General features: G+C 33.7%; 23 protein-coding genes. 6 read left to right on the forward strand and 17 right to left on the reverse strand.

Features of this window, described 5'->3' with window-relative positions; genetic code table 11:
* The first annotated feature begins 71 nt into the window (after window positions 1-71).
* A complete protein-coding gene (gene recQ, locus WBG07_RS00980; protein WP_340198608.1) occupies window positions 72-2,174 on the forward strand; it encodes a DNA helicase RecQ in 2,103 nt (700 codons plus the stop codon).
* Window positions 2,175-2,200: 26 nt separating this feature from the next.
* On the opposite strand, the gene WBG07_RS00985 is transcribed toward recQ, so the two are convergent.
* Entirely contained in the window at window positions 2,201-2,440 is a 240-nt protein-coding gene (locus WBG07_RS00985; RefSeq protein ID WP_340198609.1) for a DUF1456 family protein, read from the reverse strand.
* A 146-nt stretch (window positions 2,441-2,586) separates the two neighbouring features.
* Between WBG07_RS00985 and WBG07_RS00990 the strand changes: the two genes are divergently transcribed.
* Complete coding sequence (locus tag WBG07_RS00990) at window positions 2,587-3,261, forward strand: hypothetical protein (protein WP_340198610.1); 675 nt, start codon at window positions 2,587-2,589, stop codon at window positions 3,259-3,261.
* Between the two features lie 24 nt (window positions 3,262-3,285).
* Here the strand turns inward: WBG07_RS00990 and WBG07_RS00995 are convergent, their stop codons facing one another.
* Window positions 3,286-3,978, reverse strand: a complete 693-nt coding sequence (locus WBG07_RS00995; protein WP_340198611.1) for a hypothetical protein — start codon at window positions 3,976-3,978, stop codon at window positions 3,286-3,288.
* A gap of 445 nt (window positions 3,979-4,423) precedes the next feature.
* On the opposite strand from WBG07_RS00995, the gene WBG07_RS01000 reads away from it, so the two are divergent.
* Window positions 4,424-6,169, forward strand: coding sequence for a leucine-rich repeat domain-containing protein (locus WBG07_RS01000; protein ID WP_340198612.1), 1,746 nt, complete (start codon window positions 4,424-4,426; stop codon window positions 6,167-6,169).
* A gap of 21 nt (window positions 6,170-6,190) precedes the next feature.
* Here the strand turns inward: WBG07_RS01000 and WBG07_RS01005 are convergent, their stop codons facing one another.
* Window positions 6,191-6,631 (reverse strand): DUF5675 family protein, encoded by a 441-nt coding sequence (locus WBG07_RS01005; RefSeq protein ID WP_340198613.1) that lies wholly within the window; start codon window positions 6,629-6,631, stop codon window positions 6,191-6,193.
* A gap of 264 nt (window positions 6,632-6,895) precedes the next feature.
* On the opposite strand from WBG07_RS01005, the gene WBG07_RS01010 reads away from it, so the two are divergent.
* From WBG07_RS01010 to WBG07_RS01020, 3 genes are read left to right on the forward strand one after another with little or no spacing between them, the layout of a single operon-like run.
* A complete protein-coding gene (locus tag WBG07_RS01010) occupies window positions 6,896-8,362 on the forward strand; it encodes a circularly permuted type 2 ATP-grasp protein (RefSeq protein ID WP_340198614.1) in 1,467 nt (488 codons plus the stop codon).
* Between the two features lie 9 nt (window positions 8,363-8,371).
* On the forward strand, window positions 8,372-9,319 hold the full coding sequence (locus tag WBG07_RS01015; protein WP_340198615.1) for an alpha-E domain-containing protein: 948 nt from the start codon (window positions 8,372-8,374) through the stop codon (window positions 9,317-9,319).
* 35 nt (window positions 9,320-9,354) lie between these two features.
* Window positions 9,355-10,206, forward strand: a complete 852-nt coding sequence (locus WBG07_RS01020; protein WP_340198616.1) for a transglutaminase-like domain-containing protein — start codon at window positions 9,355-9,357, stop codon at window positions 10,204-10,206.
* A 55-nt stretch (window positions 10,207-10,261) separates the two neighbouring features.
* Here the strand turns inward: WBG07_RS01020 and WBG07_RS01025 are convergent, their stop codons facing one another.
* The 14 genes from WBG07_RS01025 to WBG07_RS01090 all read right to left on the reverse strand — a co-directional run bounded on the left by WBG07_RS01025 (window position 10,262) and on the right by WBG07_RS01090 (window position 22,459).
* The gene (locus WBG07_RS01025) at window positions 10,262-10,714 is read right to left on the reverse strand and encodes a cold-shock protein (protein ID WP_340198617.1); all 453 of its coding nucleotides are present in this window, start codon (window positions 10,712-10,714) and stop codon (window positions 10,262-10,264) included.
* Between the two features lie 215 nt (window positions 10,715-10,929).
* On the reverse strand, window positions 10,930-11,586 hold the full coding sequence (locus WBG07_RS01030; protein WP_340198618.1) for a hypothetical protein: 657 nt from the start codon (window positions 11,584-11,586) through the stop codon (window positions 10,930-10,932).
* Window positions 11,587-11,733: 147 nt separating this feature from the next.
* The gene (locus WBG07_RS01035) at window positions 11,734-13,047 is read right to left on the reverse strand and encodes a carboxypeptidase-like regulatory domain-containing protein (RefSeq protein WP_340198619.1); all 1,314 of its coding nucleotides are present in this window, start codon (window positions 13,045-13,047) and stop codon (window positions 11,734-11,736) included.
* A gap of 106 nt (window positions 13,048-13,153) precedes the next feature.
* Window positions 13,154-13,762: a nucleotidyltransferase family protein gene (locus WBG07_RS01040; RefSeq protein WP_340198620.1), complete on the reverse strand. Its 609-nt coding sequence runs from the start codon at window positions 13,760-13,762 to the stop codon at window positions 13,154-13,156.
* On the reverse strand, window positions 13,756-14,790 hold the full coding sequence (locus WBG07_RS01045) for an XdhC family protein (RefSeq protein WP_340198621.1): 1,035 nt from the start codon (window positions 14,788-14,790) through the stop codon (window positions 13,756-13,758). Before WBG07_RS01045 ends, WBG07_RS01040 begins: the two co-directional genes overlap by 7 nt.
* On the reverse strand, window positions 14,780-15,994 hold the full coding sequence (locus WBG07_RS01050) for a molybdopterin molybdotransferase MoeA (protein WP_340198622.1): 1,215 nt from the start codon (window positions 15,992-15,994) through the stop codon (window positions 14,780-14,782). The genes WBG07_RS01045 and WBG07_RS01050 overlap by 11 nt, the downstream gene beginning before the upstream one ends.
* A gap of 36 nt (window positions 15,995-16,030) precedes the next feature.
* Window positions 16,031-17,113, reverse strand: a complete 1,083-nt coding sequence (locus WBG07_RS01055) for a ThiF family adenylyltransferase (protein WP_340198623.1) — start codon at window positions 17,111-17,113, stop codon at window positions 16,031-16,033.
* 8 nt (window positions 17,114-17,121) lie between these two features.
* A complete protein-coding gene (gene mobA, locus WBG07_RS01060; RefSeq protein WP_340198624.1) occupies window positions 17,122-17,709 on the reverse strand; it encodes a molybdenum cofactor guanylyltransferase in 588 nt (195 codons plus the stop codon).
* Window positions 17,693-18,166, reverse strand: coding sequence for a cyclic pyranopterin monophosphate synthase MoaC (moaC, locus tag WBG07_RS01065; protein WP_340198625.1), 474 nt, complete (start codon window positions 18,164-18,166; stop codon window positions 17,693-17,695). The genes mobA and moaC overlap by 17 nt, the downstream gene beginning before the upstream one ends.
* 13 nt (window positions 18,167-18,179) lie before the next feature.
* Window positions 18,180-19,163, reverse strand: coding sequence for a GTP 3',8-cyclase MoaA (gene moaA, locus WBG07_RS01070; RefSeq protein ID WP_340198626.1), 984 nt, complete (start codon window positions 19,161-19,163; stop codon window positions 18,180-18,182).
* Window positions 19,164-19,171: 8 nt separating this feature from the next.
* Window positions 19,172-19,588, reverse strand: a complete 417-nt coding sequence (locus tag WBG07_RS01075; protein ID WP_340198627.1) for a molybdenum cofactor biosynthesis protein MoaE — start codon at window positions 19,586-19,588, stop codon at window positions 19,172-19,174.
* A gap of 6 nt (window positions 19,589-19,594) precedes the next feature.
* Complete coding sequence (gene moaD / locus WBG07_RS01080; RefSeq protein ID WP_340198628.1) at window positions 19,595-19,834, reverse strand: molybdopterin converting factor subunit 1; 240 nt, start codon at window positions 19,832-19,834, stop codon at window positions 19,595-19,597.
* Window positions 19,834-21,987 (reverse strand): xanthine dehydrogenase family protein molybdopterin-binding subunit, encoded by a 2,154-nt coding sequence (locus WBG07_RS01085; protein WP_340198629.1) that lies wholly within the window; start codon window positions 21,985-21,987, stop codon window positions 19,834-19,836. Before WBG07_RS01085 ends, moaD begins: the two co-directional genes overlap by 1 nt.
* Before the next feature lie 10 nt (window positions 21,988-21,997).
* Window positions 21,998-22,459, reverse strand: coding sequence for a (2Fe-2S)-binding protein (locus WBG07_RS01090; RefSeq protein ID WP_340198630.1), 462 nt, complete (start codon window positions 22,457-22,459; stop codon window positions 21,998-22,000).
* Window positions 22,460-22,503: the final 44 nt, after the last annotated feature.

The following is a 22,503-nucleotide window of genomic DNA, read 5'->3' on the forward strand; positions in this document are numbered from 1 at the left end:
TTAAATTTAAGGTCTCTGAAACTATTTTTATTTTAAGATTTTACACTAAATTGCTTTCTCAAATAGTAAAAATGCCCACAACAAACTTATCAGAACGTTTAAGAATCACTTTAAAAAAGTTTTTTGGCTATGATCATTTTCGGGAACAACAGGAAGCAATTATAACTGCGGTTCTCAATCAACAAGATTCTTTGGTAGTCATGCCTACCGGAGGAGGGAAATCACTCTGCTTTCAACTTCCTGCTTTATTATTACCTAACGTAACACTTGTGATTTCTCCATTGATTGCTTTGATGAAAGATCAAGTAGATGGTCTTAATGCCAATGGTATTGAGGCTGCCTATTTAAATAGTAGTCAGTCATCAGTAGAACAAAACAAGATTATAGAGCGTATTATATCAAAAGAATTAAAATTAGTTTATACCGCTCCAGAGAGTCTTGCAGCATTTAAAGAAGTTTTAACCGCTGCCCATGTTAGTTGTATTGCAGTAGATGAAGCCCACTGTATTTCTTCTTGGGGGCATGATTTTAGACCTTCATATCAGCAATTGTCTTTCTTAAAAAAAACATTACCACAAATTCCTATTATTGCGCTAACTGCTACTGCCGATAAAGCTACGCGTAATGATATCATTGAGCAGTTAGGAATATTTTCTGCTAAACAGTTTATTACTTCATTTGACAGAGCCAATATTGAACTTGAAGTGAGAGCTTCTCATAAAAGGATAGAACAAATTATCCACTTTCTAAAAGAACGAAAAGGTCAATCAGGTATCATTTACTGTCTTAGCCGTAAAACTACTGAACAACTTTCTGAAAAACTAAAAGACAAAGGTATTCCTGCAGAAGCATATCATGCTGGGCAGAGTTTTCAGAAAAGAACCAAAATTCAAGAAGATTTTATTTATGACAAAATTCAAATTATTTGCGCTACTATTGCCTTTGGTATGGGGATTGATAAATCTAACATACGTTGGGTAATACATTATAATATGCCTAAAAATCTTGAAGGCTACTATCAAGAAATAGGTCGCTCAGGAAGAGATAGTGAAAAAGCGCATGCCTTATTGTTTCATAGCTATGCAGATGTAATACAGCTCAGAAAATTTGCAGAAGGAACTGCCAATGAAGAGGTGCAATTGGCCAAATTGGAACGCATGAAACAATTTGCAGAAGCCACTAGCTGCCGTAGAAAAATTCTTTTAAGTTATTTTGGAGAATTTAGGGAAACAAATTGTAATAATTGTGATGTCTGTAAAAATCCGCCCGTATTTTTTGAAGGCACTATCATTGCACAAAAAGCACTTTCTATTATTGCTCGTTTAAAGGAGATGGAAGCTCTTGGTGTAGTTATTGATGTGCTAAGAGGTGCTCAAAACGCTACAATTTATGACAAAGGATATCAAAATATAAAATCGTACGGGATTGGTAAAGATATTTCTTGGAAAGACTGGCAACATTATATTATTCAATTAATTGATCAGGGATTTTGTGAAATTGCTTTTCATGAAAACAATCATCTAAAACTTACGGAAGCATCACGGAAAATACTTTTTGAAAATCAGAAAATAGCTCTGGCGAAACCTATTGATATTAAAGCAAAATTGGTTGGTTTGGAAACAGCGGATAGAAAACAGAAAGCATCCATATTATTTGAAAAGTTAAAATTCCTGAGACATCAAATAGCACTTCAAGAGAATATTCCTGCTTATTTGGTTTTTAGCGATGCTACACTGAGAGAAATGGAACGCAAAAAACCATTAGATGAAGTTTCTTTTCTTAAAATAAGTGGTGTTGGACAACGCAAACTAGAAGTATATGGAAAACAATTTATGGATGAAATTAAAGCTTCTTTAAAACCCGTAAAGACCAAAGAAGACACTTTATTGATTACCTATCAGTTATACAAACAAGGTTTATCTATTGAAGAAATAGCCATAAAAAGAGCATTAAAACCATTAACCATTTATGGACATCTTTCCAAACTCTATGAAGAAGGAAAAGAGATAAAATTAGATACGCTTGTTACAGAAGAAGAATTAGCTCTGGTTAAAAAAGCTTTTTCAACTCTTGAACAGACTGATACTCTTAAGCCCTACCATGAATATTTAGAAGAAAAAGTACCTTATCATGTTTTAAAACAGGCGTTAAACATTTTGAAAAATGAATTCTAGAGCTAACTTCACGATAGAATGAAAGCTTATTTTTTCTTGGGTGGCATTGGCCCTCTTAAATGAATTATTAGTCCATTTAAAAAATTTCTAAGAATTTGATCACCACATTCCATATATTTTGGATGATTTTCATTTCTGAATAAAGCATTTAATTCACTTTTTGAAACTTTGAAATCTACCAGTTTGCAAATTTCTACGATGTCATCATCTCTTAATTGATGTGCAACCCTTAACTTTTTAAAAATATCATTATTTGTTAATCCCATATTGCAAATTTAATTGTTTTTTTAAGGTGTGCATATTTTAAAATTAGAATGTTAACACCTGCTTTTGAATGAATGGGTAATCGATCGTATTTTGAAAGCTGACAAACATCATTGTAACCTCTTTTATAGTACCTTATTTTCAAGTAATGTTAAATGTAGGCACTAATAAAATTCATCAAACATATCCACATCGGTTAGTTTTAATACTTCCTATGGTGGGAATGGTGTTTTTTATAATCTTATATAGCGCCGCGGCTATAGACTATTCAGGAGGCTCTTATAAAATGCCAACAGCGAATCACTTTAACTTTTGGCATAATTATCTTTGTGACCTTTTAGATAAGAAAACGTATAACGGCTTAGCAAATTCTTCAAGATACTATGCACAGGCTGCTTTGGCAACTTTATGCTTTAGTTTGATGATTATATGGTTCTACGTTCCATTGCTTTTTTCTTTGAAAAGCTTTCACAGCAGAATTATTCAAATAACAGGAATACTGTCTATGACCACAATACTTTTTTTGAGTTCTGAAAGGCACGATCTTATCATAAGAATTGCTGGAATATTGGGCTTGGTAGCAATAACAGTACTTGTAAAAGCTTTAATTGACTTTAAGTACTACAAATTAGCCGTTGGAGGTTGCTTTTGCATTTTAATCTTTCTACTTAATTATATTATCTATGAATCTGGGCTTTACATCAAGGCATTACCCGTTATTCAAAAATTTACTTTTGTTTCATTTATGGGGTGGTTTTGTCTTATTGATATTGCGCTTTACCTATATGTCTATAAAAAAAACATTAGAAAGAAGCTAAATTAGCGAACAGTTATTAGTTATCATATCCTATAAATTGCTTCTAAAACTTTTACGTATGGCCTGCAAAGTATCATCAATCTCAGTAGAAGTAAGTCCTTTTATGGAGGCAATTTCATCGTATGTTAATCGCCCAAAAACATAAAAATCAAAAATATTGGAGGTTTCAAAAGGCAACCAATCATATATTTTGTGAAGTATTTTTCTTTTGGCCGTACTAAGAGATCCCCTAGAATCTTGAATCTCTAATGCCTGAATAATATTCTTTTCGGCATCATCATATAGAAATTCAGGTTGATGCTGGTCTTTTTGATGGTAAGATATATCGTCTAACTCCTCGTGCATTAGTAAATCTTTATCAGCGTCAATTTCAAATTTTTCTTCAAGCATCTCTAGCTCTCTGCGAAGTATTTTACTGGTACTCACGGTGTCTTTATGAAACTCTTCATCTCTAAAAAGTTTATTTAGCATATTGTCTACTGTTCTAAAAAGCTTCAATTTAAGTTCTTGAGCATTGGTGATTTTACCCTCAAATTTTTCATAAATCTCTATAATAGCTTCGTCTATAATACCGTTGGGTTGATACATGTTTTTAGGAATAATACCAGAAGTTTCAGCAATATAGAGTCTATGCCGTACGTAAGGAAATACTCTGGGAATAGCACTCAACACTTTTTTGCCAAATTCTTGATGTGCATCGTTGAGAAGAGAAGAATTTTTCATGATATCCTTATTTTATGTTACTTATTTGAAATTAGAATAAAAGAAGTGCTTTTAAAATGATATTAGTCAGCTATACTAATTAGTGCCAGATATAAGAAAATTAATGACAACTAGGGTTGTATTTGTGCCCTTACCTATCGCTTCATGGAATCTTAAAAGTATTTCTAGTATTACTGATATCCATCTAACTAGAACCAAATTAATTGTTTTTGCCGGTAACAAAAGGAAAATTTATACATCAAATAAGCATTTAAAAAGTGATCACAATCATGGGGCTTAAATTTCTTAATTACACCTTACCATTGCATTTGAAATAAAATTTATTTTCACTCATTTATATTTTAACTGCAACACTTATATCTTTCCAATAGCTGTTTTTAATGATTAGTTCTTACTTTTTAACGATAAAATCGAGTGAAAAAAACCGCAAAGCATCATAAAATATATGGGAGAAATAGAATGGGCTCTTAGACGTATAAATGCTAACATAAGAGAAAAGGATATTTTATTAGATTTATCCAGATTAAATTTAACATCCGCAAATGTTAACCAATTAATCCCAAGTATAAGAAAAAATAAAAATCTCCGCACGCTTCTTCTGAATGATAATCAGATTCAAAACCTACCTGAAAGCTTGGAAGCATTAACAAATCTTACGCATTTGAATTTAGCAGATAATCTATTAGAAAGCATCTCAGAAAACATATTAGAACTAACTAATCTTAAGTCATTAAATCTTCAAAACAACCAAATTCAAACACTTCCAGAAGATTTAGGGATGATGCCCAATCTTGAAGCACTTATCTTAACGAATAATAAACTTCAGACCCTTCCGGAAAGTCTAGCAAATCTTACATACTCCAACTGCTCTATCCTATCGTTAAATAATAATCCTTTATTGGAAGAAACAATGATATGGGTTAATAGTGCGTTACCCGATATTGCCATATTTGATATGGCTGCTCATGATGAAGATGAAACGGAAAATTATGAAATAGTATTAAACAAAATATTCGGGACTAATATCCAAAGAGAGAAATCTAAAATGAGCGCATTAAACACAGGGTCTTTTAAACTCGGTGATGATATTTTGGGTCATGGTAATCTTCCGAGTATCCCTGCTCCAAGAGCAACCGGGCAAGAAGTTATCAAAAAATTCTTAGAAAAAATACCTATCAAAAATACTTTTGATCTTGCCATTTATATACCCGCAGCAAGAAATCTATTAGAAAATGTTTTTAATGACGATGCTTCAGAAGACTCCAAAAATACAACTTTATCTATTATGGCGTCCTCATTAGGTAATTGTCGAACTCCAGTAAAAAGTCTTTTAATCCAAAAGGCTATCGGTTTAAAAATGGAGGAAGGAGGCGTTATTCCAGAAAGATATTACACCATCGCAGAACGGGAAGCATTTGAAGAAAAAATTCCTCAAATGCTAGGAGACCAATTGAGTGAGAATGAAAAAATTGAACAGGTTCAAGGACTGCTTAACAGTTTATTTCTATCCAATTCTGAACTAATGGAGGAAAATAAACTAAAAATATCAGGAGATAGAAAACGACTACCCTCAAAGACCGGTTATGTTAAATTTGCATTTTCAGCAATAAAAGAGGAGGCACTTAAATCTTTTGCTAAATCTTGTTGTAAAACAGATTCTGAAAATAATCTTTTGCAAGATGATAGCGGTAGGTTTATTTTAGATATGAATAAATACAAAAGAATTACAGAACCATTCTTATCAAAATTAGGAATTGTAACCAAAAGCGATGTGGATGTTTATATCCAAAACTATATTGATATCATACAAAATTCTATATTAAAATCAGGAGTTATATTACTTCATATGGAAAAAGAGGAAGTAAAGGCATTATTTAAAATAAATAAACAAAAGGATGAATTAGCAACTCTTCTGAATGAATCTAAAAAAGAAGATCTTCAAAACGTTTTTGATAGCTATGTTGCACAGAAAGAAGAAGAAATAAAAGAAGTGGCCAAAATATGCGAAAAGGAACAACCTGCAGAAAGTGAGCAAAATCCGGGCAATAATTTAAGTGCTCTTACGGTTGCTCAGATGCCTATTGTTACTAATAAAAGTGATAGCGATGAAGAACGAAATTCAAGAAATAATGTATCTTCTAAAAAAAGGCCATTTGAAAAAAAGGAATCTTTTAGCAGAAAGAAAAGATAATTTGGTTTATTATTGATCTTACTAACCTGATGCTGGAACCACTGAATTAATTACTACTAGTCTTGCCACAGTATCTTGTCCCATAGCCTTATGGAATTTTTTCATTGTATTTCTGCTATTACTAACGTCTAATAAACCGTCAACATCCAAATCTACCCGTTTCTCACCAAGGGCTATGCAACCATTAAGTTGTCTTACGAAATTGGCAGCATGAAATTTACACTCTCTTCTATTAGGAACACCATATATTTCCCATAAGTCTTTTTGAAACCTCGGAGACCATTCTAACTTTAGATTGTAATTGCCAGCAGGGATACATGAAATGTTTCTAGTATTATTTAACCAACCCCTTTCTAAGCTTTGTGAAGTAAAAAGAACCTTATTATTAGTATCTCTTATTAGGCAAATACCAAGACTTTCTTTTCTTCCCACAATATCTCTTATTACAAATACAGTTTTCATAAAAATATAATTTATCATAAAACGATCAGGTTATATGAAAAACAATTCATATACCTGCAAATACGTCACCTATAGTTGCTTGGTAAATAGAATTTTTAAAACTTAACCTATTAAAGATAAGAAAGAAATTGGGGCTAATCAAAAACTTTCTTACAAATAGCCACCTTGATCAAGCTTTGTTATATTTTGATGTCAAATTTTATATCTTTACCTTATAACCAAAATATACCCCCTATTTTATAGGGTTATTTTTAAAATAATACTATGAAATTAGACAACACCCTGCCTATTTTCTCATCATATCAAAAAAATAATAATTTTTTTGATGAAGTTTTTGATGATCAAAATAATTCTAGGGAGATTTATAAAACGCTTTTAAAAATTTATGGAGAGCAATCTGTACAAGATTATATAAATCTTAACAACAAGGCAAAAGCCTCTTTTTTTAATCAAGGAATTACATTTCAGGTTTATAATGAGAATGAGGCGAAAGAAAAGATTTTTCCTTTTGATCTTTTTCCAAGAATTATAGACTCAAAAGAGTGGTCGCATATAGAGAAAGGTGTTTTGCAACGTAGCAAGGCGCTGAATTTGTTTTTATGGGATATCTATCACGACAAGAAAATCATTAAACAGGGTGTAGTTCCCTTAGAATTGTTGAGTTCATCTGATAATTACTTAGATCAAATGATGAATCTTGATCCTCCTGGTGGAATTTATAATCATATTTCTGGAACAGATCTTATTAAGCATTCTGATGGAAAATATTATGTCTTAGAAGATAATATAAGATGCCCATCTGGTGTGAGTTATGTGATTTGCAATAGAACAGCCCTTAAAAGAGCGTTATTTGGTGTTTTTGATCATTACCAAACACATACAGTTACAAATTATGCTCAGCATCTGTTAGAAATTATGGAAACTGTTAAACCTCATGGAGTTGATAATCCCAATTGCGTAGTTATTACCCCAGGAATCTACAATTCTGCCTATTATGAACACTCTTATCTCGCAAAATCAATGGGAGTAGAATTAGTAGAGGGTAGAGACTTATTTGTAGAAAATGATTTTGTCTATATGAAAAGAATCAATGGACCAGAAAAAGTAGACGTAATTTATAGAAGAATAGATGACGCCTTTTTGGACCCTTTGGAATTTAAACCAGATTCAACCTTGGGAGTTCCTGGTCTGTTTGCCGCTTATAAAAAAGGAAATGTATGTCTTGTTAATGCTCCTGGAACTGGAGTGGCAGACGATAAGGCAATCTATACCTATATGCCGGAAATTATAAAATATTATTTGAATGAAGAGCCTATACTTAATAATGTTCATACCTATAAATGTAGCAAACCTGATGAACTCCGTTATGTATTAGAAAATATAGATAAGTTGGTTATAAAACCGGTAGATGAAGCAGGTGGATATGGCATTTCTATTGGAAATAAGCTTACTAAAGCGGAAATTGAAACCGTTAAAAAAACAATAAAAGAAAAACCCCGAAAGTACATTGCACAACCCATAATGTCCTTATCTGTTCATGCAACTTATACAGAAGAAACTTCTTCTTTTGAACAGCGACATATTGATCTGAGAACTTTTACGTTATTAGGAGCTGATAAAGAATTTGTGCTTAAAGGTGGCCTAACCAGAGTTGCCTTGCAGAAAGGCAATCTAATTGTAAATTCTTCACAAGGCGGAGGTTCAAAAGACACCTGGGTTTTAAAAAAATAAAAATATTTTATGTTAGCAAGAGTAGCCAATAATCTTTTTTGGATGGGGCGTTATATAGAACGTGCAGAGCATATTGCAAGATATATGAATGTAAATTATTTTAATTCATTAGACGCTCCTAACGATCTATCTCAATCGAGACAATTTGTTTTAAGGTCGATGCTTTTTATGACTGGTGAACCAGTTCACGATGATACGGTTATATTAAAAGAAAATAAAGTCCTATACGATATTGCATTAAATAAAGAAAAACCTTTTTCCATCATTAATTGTGTGAAAAATGCCAGAGAAAATGCAAAGAGTGCCAGAGATTTAATCTCAACAGAATTGTATGAAGCTTTAAATAAGTTTTATCACTATGTTATTGAGTATCCTGAAGATTTTTTCCTTAAAAACGGATTGTTTGAATTTACTGTTTCAATCACAGAATCTACAGACATCTTAAGAGGTAAAATAAGAGGTACATTACTTCATGATCAAGTGTATGCAATTATTATGATGGGAATTAATATTGAAAGAGCAACTCAAATCATTAGAATAATTAATACAAAATTCAATGATGCTGCTGCCTGTGTAAATCATTATGACAATACCATTAGTGACAGTCATGAATGGAGTACTCTTTTAAAATGTGCAGAATCTTATGATATGATGCGAAGGTATTATAAAAAAGCCCCTACAAATATCACCACATTAGAGTTTTTAATTCTAAATCCAGATTGCCCAAGATCTGTAATGAATAGTCTGAATCAGGTTTTTAGGCATATCCAAGTAATTAATAAAGACAAGCACTTTTCTAAAAACTCCGCAGCTTTTTACATTGGAAAGGTTAGGGCGCAATATAAATACATGTTAATTCAAGAAATTGAGGAGAATCCACAGGTGTTTATTGAAAGTATTTTGTCCTCTTTAACAAAGATTGGAGAAAAAATTGAAGGGGAGTACTTTACCTACTAAAAAGTAACTTACTTTTATATTTATCAAAGCCAATCATGTTGCACATCTATAATATATCGTATAAAACGGTAAACCACTATGAACTTGGAACCAAAGGAGCTATATGGCAATTTCTTGTTTTACCTGAAACAAATAGTACTCAAAACATTCAGTCGGCAAAGTTTTCTAATTCAGAGAATGAAACCGTTGAGCAATCCATTAATGGATATGGATTTTCTACCTATAAAATTCAATCCAAAAAGCTAATTTCTGAAATTTCATTTTCTGGAACTTTTGTGTTGACCAAACAACAAGTAAATCCAATTAAAGAGTTGGTAACCAGTAATAGTAAGGAAACCTTTGAGTGCCTGCAAAGGCTGGATTTTAAAACGGACTTTGAACCTTTTTTGAGAGAAACCCCTCTTACTTATTTACCCGATGACAATCGTGATTATTTTACTTTAAATGAGTCTATAAGTATCTTTCAAAATTTACAACAGCTTAATGAAAAAGTATTCAAGACTATTCACTTCAAAACAAATATTACAAATGTTAACACCTCAGTTTCAGATGTCCTCAAAATAAAGGCAGGTGTTTGTCAAGATTTCACTCACTTATTTTGTGCAGTTGCGCGAAAAAATGGCATTCCCTCTAGATATATTTCGGGATACTTACATCAAGGGAAAGGCTATTTTGGTGATTCTCAAATGCATGCGTGGGCTGAAGCTTATATTCCTCATATGGGATGGGTAGGGTTTGATCCTACAAATAACATACTAGCAGACCACAATCATATTAAAGTTTGCCATGGCAAAGATTATAACGATTGTTCACCTTTGAAAGGCATTGTTTTTAGTTCCGGAACTAACGACACCAAATATCAGGTATCTGTGCATTCAGATCAGTAAAAATTTGATTTAATGAGTGGAGTATGGATTGTTTATAAACTTGTTAAGCTATGATTTAGTCTATTTTCTTAACATTAACGGCATTCATACCTTTCATTCCTCTTTCAAGATCGAAAGTAACTTTGTCATTTTCGGCTACTGGCTGAAGTAATCCATTCACATGCACAAAATACTTTTCTCCAGACATGTTTTCTCTAATGAACCCATATCCTTTAGAATCATTAAAGAAGGCAATTTTTCCTTCCCTAATTAAAGGTTCTTCATCTCGGTCTTCTTTTTTTGGAATTCCAATTACGATATCTTCTGCTTCAATAGCTACTTTATTAGCAGGATCTGGTGGGGTATCTGTTAAATGCCCGTTCTCATCAACATAGACAAGCATATTCTCCAATCCACCACCCTTAGAGTTGGCACGTCTTTCTTCTTTGCGCTTTGATTTTAATTCACGCTTTTTTATTCTTTTTTTCTCTTTTTCCTTTTTACTGTAGCTCTCTTGAGATCTCGCCATTAACTGTTTTGATTTTAATTTTTATAATAGATTACCTGTTATATTAAGCATTTTTTTTATAGATACACCAGACATTATTTTGCTCTCTCTGAGTTTATCGCTTGGAGAAATAAAAAATGCGATTTAGAACTTTATGAATATAGTGCTTTTTGTACAACACTACAAAGGTACAATAATTCTGTAAAAACTTCTTATTGATTATAGAATAATTCTATTTACTCTTTAACTACAATTAGTGTTGCTTTTACTCCTGTGGTAAGATTCCATTGATTAGCCGAAATAAGCTTTCCAGTATCATCATAAACCTTAAACTCTGCGGTATTAGGGCCGGAGCTTCCTTGATTTAATGCTTCAAAATCAATTTTATTAAATCCTTCTTCCAAAATAATGTCAAAACCTGTATAATCGTAATTAAGCGTTATTTCATATTGAACTATTTGGTCATTATGATATACCATTACTTTATCTCCATCTACAAATTCATGATCTCGACAAATAATTTTTACATAATTACTTTTGGTTTTAAAATCTCCTAGATATTGCGGACTAGCGTAGGATTCTTTTACTTCCTTGTCTTTTTGCCATTCTTTAGCATAAATCTCTCCTGGATCTCTTAAATCTTGTCCTGCTGTGATGTCTACCTTTTTGCTTCTTGGCTTTACACTAATTGAATCTCCAAAATATTTCTTAATTCGTTCTCTGGTATCATCTTTATTGAGTATGTCAAACCCTATTGGTTTATTGATGGATTTTTTGTTAGTACCCATTTCTAAGGGCCTTCTTCCCCCATCTTGCCCTATCGTATTATTTGTTCCTGCAATAAGCACAAAAACAAATATGTTGAAGTAGCATAAAAACTTAAAATTTATCATTTAATCCTGTAAGTTTCTCAAATATATACAATAGAAGTCAAGACAATTGCGAATGATTTGTTAAATCGTAAAAGCAAAAGCACACTCTTCATTAATTGACCAAATTGCGTGCCAGAATGAAAGTGTGCTTTAGAAAGTTTTACTATTCTATTTTGAACGTTGCTCTTTTCGCATCTTTCTTTTTATTTTATTAATGGCAGATTCTATAGATTTTTCTGGTTCAATCACGTTGTACTCGCCCCAAAATTGTGGGTCTGAAAAACCTGAAGCTTCATCCGCTAAAACCACAGAAGGTCGTAGTCTTTCTTTTCCTGAGATCGTCTTTTTTTCAAGGTTAACCGCCCAGTCTGTAACCGCCATTTCACTATTTAAGGTATAGTTAGAATTGAATAGTTTATTTTTCCAATTTACTTTAAAGCCCAATTGTAAATTACTATACCCGTAGTACCACTTTCCATTCTTTTCTCTGTAATCTACTCGATACGCCGCTTCAGTAGGCATCACTTTTACATTTGTAGGCTTTCTTTTAACAAACCAACGACTAACTTCCGCTTTATTTTCAAGATTTAATTTATACACCGCACTCATTAAAGCAAGTGTTTTTGCATTTATGTAGAGTTTTCCATAATATCTTGGCTCGGTAACATCTTTTCTTTGGTTAAATTTAATCACATATACCGGTTGGTTATTCACACGTGTAGATCTTTCAAAACTAAAGACATAATCGTTTAAAAGTTCTTCAGTAAAAATATACTCTGGATATTTCATTACATCTAAATAAAGAGCTGAGAAAGGACCTCCCTGTAATTTCAGTGCTATGGTATCCAATTTTGAATAATCTGTACTTTTACGAGATTTATAAAGACTCACTTGATCACTTCGGGAGGAAGGATAAGGTTGTTTGTAAATGTTTACAACAGCCTCCGACAGAGACACGTTTCTTCTTCTTTTCTTTATGGTTTCTCTGTAAAAAGCAGTCATTACCAAAGCATCATCAAAGTAATTATCTTTACGTTTGTCAATGACTTCACGTACCAGTGCCTCTGCATCTTTCGGAATTTGAATATTGACTTCTCCAAGCATTATTGCTGCAGGAGTTAACTGTATTTTGTTTCCCTTTTCTTTAAGCTCTGAAAGTTGAATTACTTCATCTTGGTAGCCTAAAAAAGAAATAACTACTTGGGTTGCTTTTTGGTTTTTAGGAATTTTAAGTAAAAATTCTCCTTCGGTATTAGTAATAGAACTAATGTTGGTTCCTGTAACACGCAGTACAGCAAAAACCAAGGGATCTCCAGAATTTGAATCGGTTATAGAACCTGCGTATTGTTTAAATTCAGTAAGTTCTAATTGTTGTTCAAATTCAGCTGCATTTACAATTAAATTTCCTGTGGCGAAAAGCAACAAGAAACTAAGGATGCTAATGAAAGTCCTTTTTCTGTTTTTAGATTGATTCGTTTTCATCTCTTTATATCTATTTCCACTTCTTAAAATACGAAATTTTTGGACATAAAGGGACTTCCAAAAAGTTAAAAAGTCTTAAAACACTATGGTGGGTTTAAATTGTATGTTATTTAAATATAGATTGATACAAAGATTGGTAAGCAGTCATGGTATCTATATCTGCAGTTGGGGCATTAGCCTTAATACAAGCTGCATTGCCTTTAAGAGAATTCAATAAGGCTTTGGCTCCTATTTTACTATTTAATTTTGTTAAAGCTTCAAAAACAGAAATATCAAACACTGCTGGTACTCCTAGGCTTTGGTTATAACAAGTGGCCATAGCAATTTTATCACTCGTAGAGAGTGAATGTATCAATTGCCTATAAAATTTAGCAAGAAGTAATGGTTGATCACAAAGTGTAATTAACAGCCGTGAATACGATTTTTTGGATTTTTGGATTTTTTGTACTCCTATGGCAATAGAAACTCCCATACCCATTTCCCATTGTTCATTCGTAACAATACGAATATTCTTTTGGATTAATGTTTCTTGAATTTCCTTTTTATAGGCACCTAAAACTACGTAAATATCTTCTATACCAGCTAGTTTACCTTGTTCAATGGTATGGCCCAACAAGGTTGTATTATTCCATGGCAATAATTGTTTAGGTTGCCCCATTCTTGAAGAGTTTCCAGCAGCAAGAATTAACATGGCTGTTTTGGTCTTTGCTAACATCTAATATCCTTATGAATAGGTCCTTTTTTGTTTTTTAGAGATTCTACTGGAAGCACTCTTCTTACTACAGAAAGCATTTCTGCTAAAATGGAAACTGCAATTTCCTGTGGTGTTTCAGCACCCAAATGGAGACCTGCGGGTCCATAAATTTGATCAAAAAAAGTAGTTTTTTCTTCAGGATATTGTTCTATAAAATGGTCTAGTAACTTCTCCCTCCGAGCCGAAGGCCCCAAAAGGCCCATATAACATGGAGCTACGTCTTTTAGCTTATATAAATACTTGAGATCACTTACAAAGCTATGTGTCATTAAAACTACAGCGGTTTGTTGATCTATTATAGAAGCTTTAAATGTTGTTGCATCTGTATTAACCAATTTAGAAGCTCCTGGGAAATTTAGCAGGGTTCTTGGGTCTTGTTCTGAAGCAATCACCCAAACTTCCCATCCCATAAGGGAAGCCATTGAACATAGCTGCACAGCATCGTGCTCTGCTCCTATAATAACCAACCTTAACAATGGCTTAAAAACTTGTGAAAAAGTTTTATCATTAGTTAGGTCTGGATTAAAATGGATAGGAGCTACAGGGAAAATACCTGATTCATCAAATTTAAATTGAGTATATCCCTCTCCTTTTTCAGAAAGATTTAAATTGTAATAAATCTGTAAGCTAAAAGCTTTTCTGTTTTTTAGGAAGTCATCAAAACAAGCTAAAAATCTATCAGAAGGCTCAAATGGTTCTAAAAGAATATACAAGATTCCTTCACATCCTAAACGATATCTACCATCATACGTCATTATCACCGATTTTCCCGTAGAAAATACATGTGTAGTTTGTCTTATAATCTCTTTTTCTACACATCCACCACTCACGGCTCCAGTAACCGTGCCCTTCTCTGTAATTAACATTCTAACGCCCGGTCTTCTATAGGATGAACCTTTTAAATCTACTACCGTTGCTAAAACAGTTTTTGTTTTAGTCTCCTTAGCTATTTTATAGCTTTTAATGATCTTAAGAAGCTCATGAGTCATACAAATTGCTTAAAAATTTGGTGGAAATAAAGGGTACTACCGTTTCTTTAGGGTATCCATCAGTTTTTGCATCTAATCTCACAAATCCATCTGTATGTGTTAGGCTTGTTAAATCTCCTGAACCATTTTGATAAACTTGTTCAGCAAAAATTTTTCCAGAAGTAATTCTGAGTTTAACAGGCACATATCGGGTTAGTGTTGAATGGGCATTGATCTTTTCTGCTAGAATTACGTTGTTTTCATTTATAGACAGGCCATAGCTTTTTTTTAACCAGGGTATAAAGTAAATGTGATAGTTTGCAAAGGTTGATACTGGGTTTCCTGGAAAAGAAAATATGGTCGTGTTGGAATTGGTATGTTTACCAAACCAAAATGGTTTCCCTGGTCTTTGTAAAACACGATGAAAAACCTTCTTAACGCCACATGAAGTCATTGCATCTGGTAAAAAATCAAACTTACCTTTGGAAACACCTCCGCTAATGAGAAGTACATCATAGGTATCTAACGACTGTAACACAGCTTTTTCTATACTTATTTTATCATCCTTTAAATGAATGGTATCTGCGCTAATTTTTAGGGATTCCAGTGTAGCCTTTAGGCTTAAAGTATTTGATTTACGAATCTGATAAGGTTCAGGTTCTTCTTCTACCTCCACAAGCTCATTACCCGTAGAAATTACCGCTACTTTTGGCAATTTTTTAACCCATACTTCTGACTTTCCAACCGAAGCGAGTATTCCAATTTCTGAGGCTCCAATTAGTTTTGGGGATTTTATAACCAGTTCATTTTTTTTTAAATCACTCCCTTTAAAATGAATATTTTGGCCTTTTTTTATCTGTGATGGTAAAACTACGTACCCTTCCTGGAATTCCAATTCTTCATACATAATCACTGAATCTCCATTATCTGGAACCACTGCACCTGTCATTATTTCAAAAGCACTTTTATAATCTGGAATGTTCTTGGTTGGGTTTCCTGCAGAAATAACGCCAGAAACCTTTAAAGAACTAAATCCTTCTTCAATAGATTGGTAATTGCATACAATACCATCTTTGGTGGCTCTATTAAATGGCGGAAAATCTCTATCTGCCAAAATATCCTCCGCAAGAATACGATTGCAAGCATCCTTTAGAGCCACTTTTTCCCTAGTGAAAGAAGTAGAATTTGCTAATACTAAATTGTAAGCCTCTTGATATGTAATCATTTTAATAGTGGTTAACGTATTTTGTATAGCTGTTAGCTACAAATACATTATCTGTTCTTCTTTAAACTTCCTTATTCCCCCATCCACTTCAAATATTTCTAATTCTGGATTTAAATTACTTAATATTTTTAAAGCTTTTGCACTTCGTACGCCAGATTCGCATATTAGATATACGGATTGGTTACTATTTATTTCTTGAAACCGCGCTGTGATTTGATCAAGCGGAATATGAATACTTCCGGGAATTGCATAGTTTTTATACTCATCGGTATTTCGTACATCTACAAGCTGTAAAGAAGGTACGGAACCCATTAAGCTTTTTAATTCTTTAGTATCAATCACTTTATTTGTAGCGCTACAAATCAAATAATTAGAGCTTTTTGTAAGTTTTTGAATTTTAAAATTTTCCAGATTCACTGGAATATTTATTTTTCTAATTTGCTGTTCCAAACCATCATAAATCATTAATTTACCCGAAAGAGATGTGCCAATTTCTGTAATCAACTTTACTACTTCCAATGCTTGAAAATTTCCGATAATTCCTGGGATTACTCCTAAAACCCCATTGGTATTGCAATCGGGAATTTCCTCGGCTGTTGGAATATTAGGAAACAAACAACGGTAGGTAGGACCACTTTTGTAATTAAAAACACTCAAATGCCCTTCAAAAGCGTGCAAAGCTCCATAAACAAAAGGCTTTTTTAGAATTACGCAGGCGTCATTAATTAAGTATCTGGTTTCAAAATTATCTGAACAATCCACAATTATATCAAAGCCTGATAGTATTGATAATGCATTTATGTGATTTAAAAAAGTATGATACGTTTTAAAACTAATCTCACTATTTAAAGCTTTCAATTTTTTAAGGGCAACTTTGAGTTTAGCACTTTTATTGATCGCTTCTTTTTCCGTATAAATTACTTGCCTTTGCAAATTAGTCAAGGAAACAGTATCGTTTTCAACGATCCCTAAAGTTCCTATTCCCATTCCGCATAGATATTGTAATACGGGTACTCCTAATCCTCCTGCTCCTATCACTAATACACTCGCTTTTTTTAGGAGTAGTTGTTTTTCTACTCCAAAACCTTTTAGCTGTGTCTGCCTTATATACCTATACATGCTGTTCTCTAAATTTTTGAAAGTGCCTCTTGATAGTCTAATTTAGAATTTGCATTAAATAGTACCTTATCATTTTCTGGAAATACCAGTTTTGTATCTGAATTGATTAAAAACTTTCTTGGACAGCTTGTTTCTGAAGTTTCAAGCCATTTTTTAACCTTTTTTAAGCCTTCCGGTTCCCATAAAGCACATAGAGGTTCTGGAAGTTTACTTTTAGTAGTGGCAAATACGCTAGCAACTTTTTCTTTATCGCGATTTTCAATCAATTGAGAAACTGCTTTTTGATCCATAAAAGGCAAATCACATGCTAGCACTAACCATGAAGCCTCGGGAAATAATTGATGTGCACTAAGTATTCCATTTAAGGGACCTTTAAACTCATCAGTATCAACAATAAACTCTTGATTTTGATTTATTTCTGTCTGCTGCGATTTGCGAATACTCAAAAAGCTGCGTTCACAGAACTTATTCAATAGATGATATAAATAATCTCGATGTGGCATTCCGTGATATAGAAGTTGTCCTTTATCTCTTCCCATTCGGGTACTTTTTCCTCCAGAGAGCACGAGTCCGTATAAATTATCTTTTGTAGTCACTTTTCCCTCCTGATTTTTGTTCTAATTGTATTTGAGAAATCTCTATGTTTTGAGACAATGCTTTGCACATATCATAAAGCGTTAGTGCACTAACGCTTACCGCTGTCAACGCTTCCATTTCAACACCTGTCTTACCGCTACAAACCACTGTTGCTTCTATCCATAATTCTGGTGATACAGGCGTAATTTCTATGTTCACTTTAGAAAGATTGATTTGATGGCAAAGAGGAATTAATTCTGCGGTTTTTTTAGCCGCTTGAATCCCCGCAATTACCGCAGTTTGCGTAATACTTCCTTTTTTACTTGTAAAACCTTCCTTCTCTAATTGATTAAATATATGTTGAGGAAAAACTACCTTTCCCGAAGCTATTGCGACGCGCTGAGTGTTGCTTTTGCCAGAAACATCTACCATGTTAATCTTTCCCTCGTCATCAATATGTGAAAGCATATTGTTCATGTTTATTGATTTTTTACCCTCCAATGGAAGTCATTGAGTTTGAAAATACGGTCTTGTGCTTTTCTTGCGCTTCAAAACCAGTTTTTGCTTTTTTACTTACCGCATTTAAAATAAGTGCTTCTATGCTACTTCTCTGATTTTGACTTCTGAGAATTTCTCGAATATTAGCAGATGCTTTTGCATACAAACAAGTAACTACATCACCCGTAGCAGTAATTCTCAAGCGATTACATGTGCCACAAAAGGTGCGGGTAAATGATGGTATAAGACCTATCGTACCTTCAAATCCTTTCACCTGATAATTAAGAGAGGTAGATGAAAACGGGTCTTCTAACTTTTCTATATCTGGATAAACTGCTGTTATATGTGAAAGTATTTTTTTGTAATCCCAAGTTATGGATTGAAAATTTTTGGTCCCACCATTAAACGGCATTTCTTCCAAAAAACGAACGGCAACATTTAAATGTCTTGTCAACTCCACCATTGGAATAATTTCTTGCTCATTCTGGTTTTCAAGTACAATACAGTTAATCTTTACATCAAAGCCTTCTGAAATTAAATGAGTTAAATTTTTATGAACGGTATCATACTGTTTTCTTCGTGTAATTTTTTCAAAGGTGGCTCTTTCAATAGCATCCATGCTCACATTCACCTTTAGAATGCCTAATTGTTTTAGTTCTTGAATGTAGGGTCCTATAAGTGTTGCGTTGGTGGTAACTGATATTTCTTTTAATCCTTTTAAAGACGCTAAATGACGCATCAAAATCATAATATCTTTTCTTACAAAAGGTTCTCCTCCGGTAATTCGTATTTTATCAATCCCCATATTCACCAACATTTCTGCAAGAAGACAAAGCTCTTCAATACTTAGGAGTTTATCGTTTGCTGCCCATTTAATTCCTTGCTCTGGCATACAATAATTACAGCGCAAATTACAACGATCTGTAACAGCAATTCTTAGGTAATTAATCGTTCTGTTGTGATTATCTACTATCATATTTAGTATTATGGATGGGCTGATACCCAAACTTCTTTATTCTTAAAAAATTCTTTTTTCCAAATGGGCACTTTTTCTTTAAGTGTATCAATTAAAAACCTACATGCTTCAAAACAATTATCGCGATGAGGCGCTGAAGCTCCAACTAAAACTACCGGCTCTCCTACTTGTTTCATCCCTGTAACATGTTTTATCACAACTTTCTTTAGCTTCCACTTTTGCAAAGCTTTGTCTGCTATTTTATGCATCTCCTTAAGTGCCATTTTATCATAAGCTTCAAAATGAAGTTGATTAACCTCTTCATTATTAGTTTGACTTCTTACAGAGCCTATAAAAACACAAATTCCTCCACTATCCGGATCATTCAGATCTTCATAAGCGCTGGAGCAATTTAAATTTGAAACAATTTCTATTATTTTTTTCATGGTATACTAACCTCCGCTTACTGGAGGAATTATGGCAATTTCATCTGATTCAGTTAAAGCTGTTTCCATTTCTGCATAATTACTATTTACAGCAATTGCTATAGAACGTAATTTTTGAAATTCTGGGTATTTATTTTTAAGAAAATCTGTTAACTCTTTAACAGTTTTAATATTTAACGCTTTTTCAAGCCTTAGTTCTTGTGTACCAACAATATCTTTGGCTATTCCAAACAGGAGTACGTTCATTAACCTAATACTTTTTTATTTTTAATACTATTCACAAAAGGCTGTTTGTAATAACGTTCTCCTGTTGCAGCGTAAAAGGCGTTAGCAATCGCTGCACCAGCTGGCGGCAGAGCAGGTTCTCCAAGACCTGTAGGTGCCAAATCGTTCTCTACAAAGAATGCTTCTACTTCTGGAGCTTCTTGCATACGAATTAAACGATAGCTATCATAGTTATCTGCTTCAGGAACGCCATCTTTAAAACTCAAATCACCATACATAGCATGACCAATTCCATCTATTACTCCTCCTTCAATTTGATTCAACGCGCCTAATTTATTTATTACAATACCACAATCTACAGCGCAATATACTTTTTTAACTACTGGTAAACCATCTTCTAATTGAACTTCGGCAACCTCAGCTACATGGGTATTATGACTATAGTAGGCACTAAAACCTTTATACACCCCTTGTTTGGGTTGATGCCAACCTGATTTATCTATCACCAATTTAATGGTATTTTGCATTCTTTCTGGGGAATATTGAATTCTTTCATCAGACGTACCTTTTGCGTTCTCTAAAAGATCTAATCGTAATTGAATCGTATCTATTTCTAATTTCTGCGCAAGCTCATCAAAGAAAGTTTGCTCTGCGAAGGCAAGAAAATTAGTATAAGGAGCACGCCATGCACCTGTGGAAATTTTGCTATCAAATTTAGCGACGTCCACCTGATAATTGGCTATGGCTCCTGCGGGGAAAAAATTAGGGATCAAGCCATACATATTAGAATTAATGGAAGCTTCTTTTAAATGATAAGCTGTGATTTTACCATTCTTTAAGGCTGCTTTTATGCGGTATTTTATAGAAGGTCTATAAATTCCCGCAGTCATATCGTCTTCTCTTGAATAAACTACTTTTACTGGTTTTCTAGTTACATTTGATATTTCTGCCGCTTCTACTACAAAATCCCCATATAATCTTCTACCAAAACCGCCCCCCATTCTGGTCATTTCTAAATGCACCTCCTCTTCTTTGCGTTCTAATAATTTCGCCACATATCTTGCAGTACCTTCTGGCGTTTGAATAGGGCCTACCAATTCAACCTTTTCATCTGATACATGTGCAAAAAAGTTCATGGGTTCCATACAGTTATGTGGAAGAAAAGGTGACTCATATGTTCTCTTCACTATTTCATCTGCATCTGTAAATGCTTTATTAATATCCCCATCTGTACGTAATGTTTCAAACTGGTCACCATCCAGTAAATCTGTGAGTATTTTATCGTGATCTTTACTACTTTCTAAAGGTTCCTCTGCATTCCATTCGGCATCAAGCGCTTTCTTTCCTTTCATAGCAGCCCATGTATTAGTTGCTAACACGGCTACTTTATCACCAAAACGAACAATATCCTTTACTCCTTCTATATTTCTTGCTTTGGAATCGTCAAACGAAATGAGTTTTTGACCAAAAGCAGGAGGTCTCAGTACGGATGCATATTGCATGCCTTCTGTTTTAAAATCAAGACCAAACAAAGGTTTTCCAGTAATAATATTATCTATATCTACATTCACAATACCTTTGCCAATAATCTTATAATCTTTTGGTTCCTTCAAGGTAACTCCTTCTGGAATTTCCATTGAAGCGGCTTCTTTAACCACCTCACCATAACCCAATTTTTCACCTTTAGCGTTTGTAATGATGCCTTGGCTTGCAGAACATTCAGATGCATCTACGCCCCATTTTGCTGCTGCAGCATTTACTAACATTTGTCTTGTTGTAGCACCGGTTTGCCGTAACGCATCCCATCCTTGACGAATGGATTGACTTCCGCCAGCCACCTGTCTGGTGTAATTCTTTGCATCTAAAGGTGCTTGCTCTACATATACATGTTTCCATGGAACTTCTAATTCTTCCGCTATAATCATTGGCATTGAAGTTTTAACTCCTTGCCCGATTTCAGGGTTTGGCGAGAAAATAGTTACCATTCCATTATCTGCAATCTTGATAAAAGCATTAAAATCATTAAAATTTAATTTAGAGATATCAATTGGAGGCACTACTTCTTTTTTACAAGCGGTAAAAAGGTTAAAACCAATAAGGATCCCCCCACCTGCGAGGGTTGATGCTTTAATAAAAGATCTCCTGCTGAATGTATTTGGTGTTGCTGCTGACATCTTACAATTTTTAAGTTAGTTTCTCAGCTGCCAATGCCACAGCCTTATGAATTCTATTATAAGCCGCACATCTGCAAATATTACCATGCATAGCACTTTTTATTTCCTGTTCCGTTGGGTTTGGATTATTTTTAAGAAATGAAGAAGCGGTCATAATTTGTCCTGCTTGACAATATCCACATTGAGGTACATCCACTTCTTTCCAAGCCTCTTGTACCGGGTGTTCTCCATTTTCAGAAAGCCCCTCAATGGTAGTAATTGCTCTTCCCGCTAATTGAGAAACCTGCAATAAACAACTTCGTGTTGCTGTACCGTCTATATGAATAGTACAGGCACCACATTGGCCTATTCCACAACCATATTTGGTACCTACCATATCAAGATGATCTCTCAATACCCATAAAAGTGGTGTATCTGATGCTACTTCTACAGAATGGTTATTTCCGTTAATTTTTAAATTATAAGTTGGCATAAAAATTGGTTTTTACTGAAAAGACAATTAAAAAAATGAGGTTA

The sequence above is a fragment of the Ascidiimonas meishanensis genome, from assembly GCF_037782385.1.
In the GTDB taxonomy this organism is placed as follows: Bacteria; Bacteroidota; Bacteroidia; order Flavobacteriales; family Flavobacteriaceae; genus Ascidiimonas; species Ascidiimonas meishanensis.

What these genes read in the sequence shown, in the direction of transcription:
- WBG07_RS01005 (WP_340198613.1), bottom strand. Translation starts at nt 6,631, where the DNA reads ATGAAAACTGTATTTGTAATAAGAGATATTGTGGGAAGAAAAGAAAGT.
- recQ (WP_340198608.1), top strand. Translation starts at nt 72, where the DNA reads ATGCCCACAACAAACTTATCAGAACGTTTAAGAATCACTTTAAAAAAG.
- moaD (WP_340198628.1), bottom strand. Translation starts at nt 19,834, where the DNA reads ATGAACGTACTCCTGTTTGGAATAGCCAAAGATATTGTTGGTACACAA.
- WBG07_RS01040 (WP_340198620.1), bottom strand. Translation starts at nt 13,762, where the DNA reads ATGTTAGCAAAGACCAAAACAGCCATGTTAATTCTTGCTGCTGGAAAC.
- WBG07_RS01020 (WP_340198616.1), top strand. Translation starts at nt 9,355, where the DNA reads ATGTTGCACATCTATAATATATCGTATAAAACGGTAAACCACTATGAA.
- moaA (WP_340198626.1), bottom strand. Translation starts at nt 19,163, where the DNA reads ATGATAGTAGATAATCACAACAGAACGATTAATTACCTAAGAATTGCT.
- WBG07_RS01075 (WP_340198627.1), bottom strand. Translation starts at nt 19,588, where the DNA reads ATGAAAAAAATAATAGAAATTGTTTCAAATTTAAATTGCTCCAGCGCT.
- WBG07_RS01015 (WP_340198615.1), top strand. Translation starts at nt 8,372, where the DNA reads ATGTTAGCAAGAGTAGCCAATAATCTTTTTTGGATGGGGCGTTATATA.
- moaC (WP_340198625.1), bottom strand. Translation starts at nt 18,166, where the DNA reads ATGAACAATATGCTTTCACATATTGATGACGAGGGAAAGATTAACATG.
- WBG07_RS01085 (WP_340198629.1), bottom strand. Translation starts at nt 21,987, where the DNA reads ATGTCAGCAGCAACACCAAATACATTCAGCAGGAGATCTTTTATTAAA.
- WBG07_RS01035 (WP_340198619.1), bottom strand. Translation starts at nt 13,047, where the DNA reads ATGAAAACGAATCAATCTAAAAACAGAAAAAGGACTTTCATTAGCATC.
- WBG07_RS01000 (WP_340198612.1), top strand. Translation starts at nt 4,424, where the DNA reads ATGGGAGAAATAGAATGGGCTCTTAGACGTATAAATGCTAACATAAGA.
- WBG07_RS01090 (WP_340198630.1), bottom strand. Translation starts at nt 22,459, where the DNA reads ATGCCAACTTATAATTTAAAAATTAACGGAAATAACCATTCTGTAGAA.
- WBG07_RS00990 (WP_340198610.1), top strand. Translation starts at nt 2,587, where the DNA reads ATGTTAAATGTAGGCACTAATAAAATTCATCAAACATATCCACATCGG.
- WBG07_RS00985 (WP_340198609.1), bottom strand. Translation starts at nt 2,440, where the DNA reads ATGGGATTAACAAATAATGATATTTTTAAAAAGTTAAGGGTTGCACAT.
- WBG07_RS01050 (WP_340198622.1), bottom strand. Translation starts at nt 15,994, where the DNA reads ATGATTACATATCAAGAGGCTTACAATTTAGTATTAGCAAATTCTACT.
- WBG07_RS01010 (WP_340198614.1), top strand. Translation starts at nt 6,896, where the DNA reads ATGAAATTAGACAACACCCTGCCTATTTTCTCATCATATCAAAAAAAT.
- WBG07_RS01025 (WP_340198617.1), bottom strand. Translation starts at nt 10,714, where the DNA reads ATGGCGAGATCTCAAGAGAGCTACAGTAAAAAGGAAAAAGAGAAAAAA.
- WBG07_RS00995 (WP_340198611.1), bottom strand. Translation starts at nt 3,978, where the DNA reads ATGAAAAATTCTTCTCTTCTCAACGATGCACATCAAGAATTTGGCAAA.
- WBG07_RS01055 (WP_340198623.1), bottom strand. Translation starts at nt 17,113, where the DNA reads ATGTATAGGTATATAAGGCAGACACAGCTAAAAGGTTTTGGAGTAGAA.
- WBG07_RS01030 (WP_340198618.1), bottom strand. Translation starts at nt 11,586, where the DNA reads ATGATAAATTTTAAGTTTTTATGCTACTTCAACATATTTGTTTTTGTG.
- WBG07_RS01045 (WP_340198621.1), bottom strand. Translation starts at nt 14,790, where the DNA reads ATGACTCATGAGCTTCTTAAGATCATTAAAAGCTATAAAATAGCTAAG.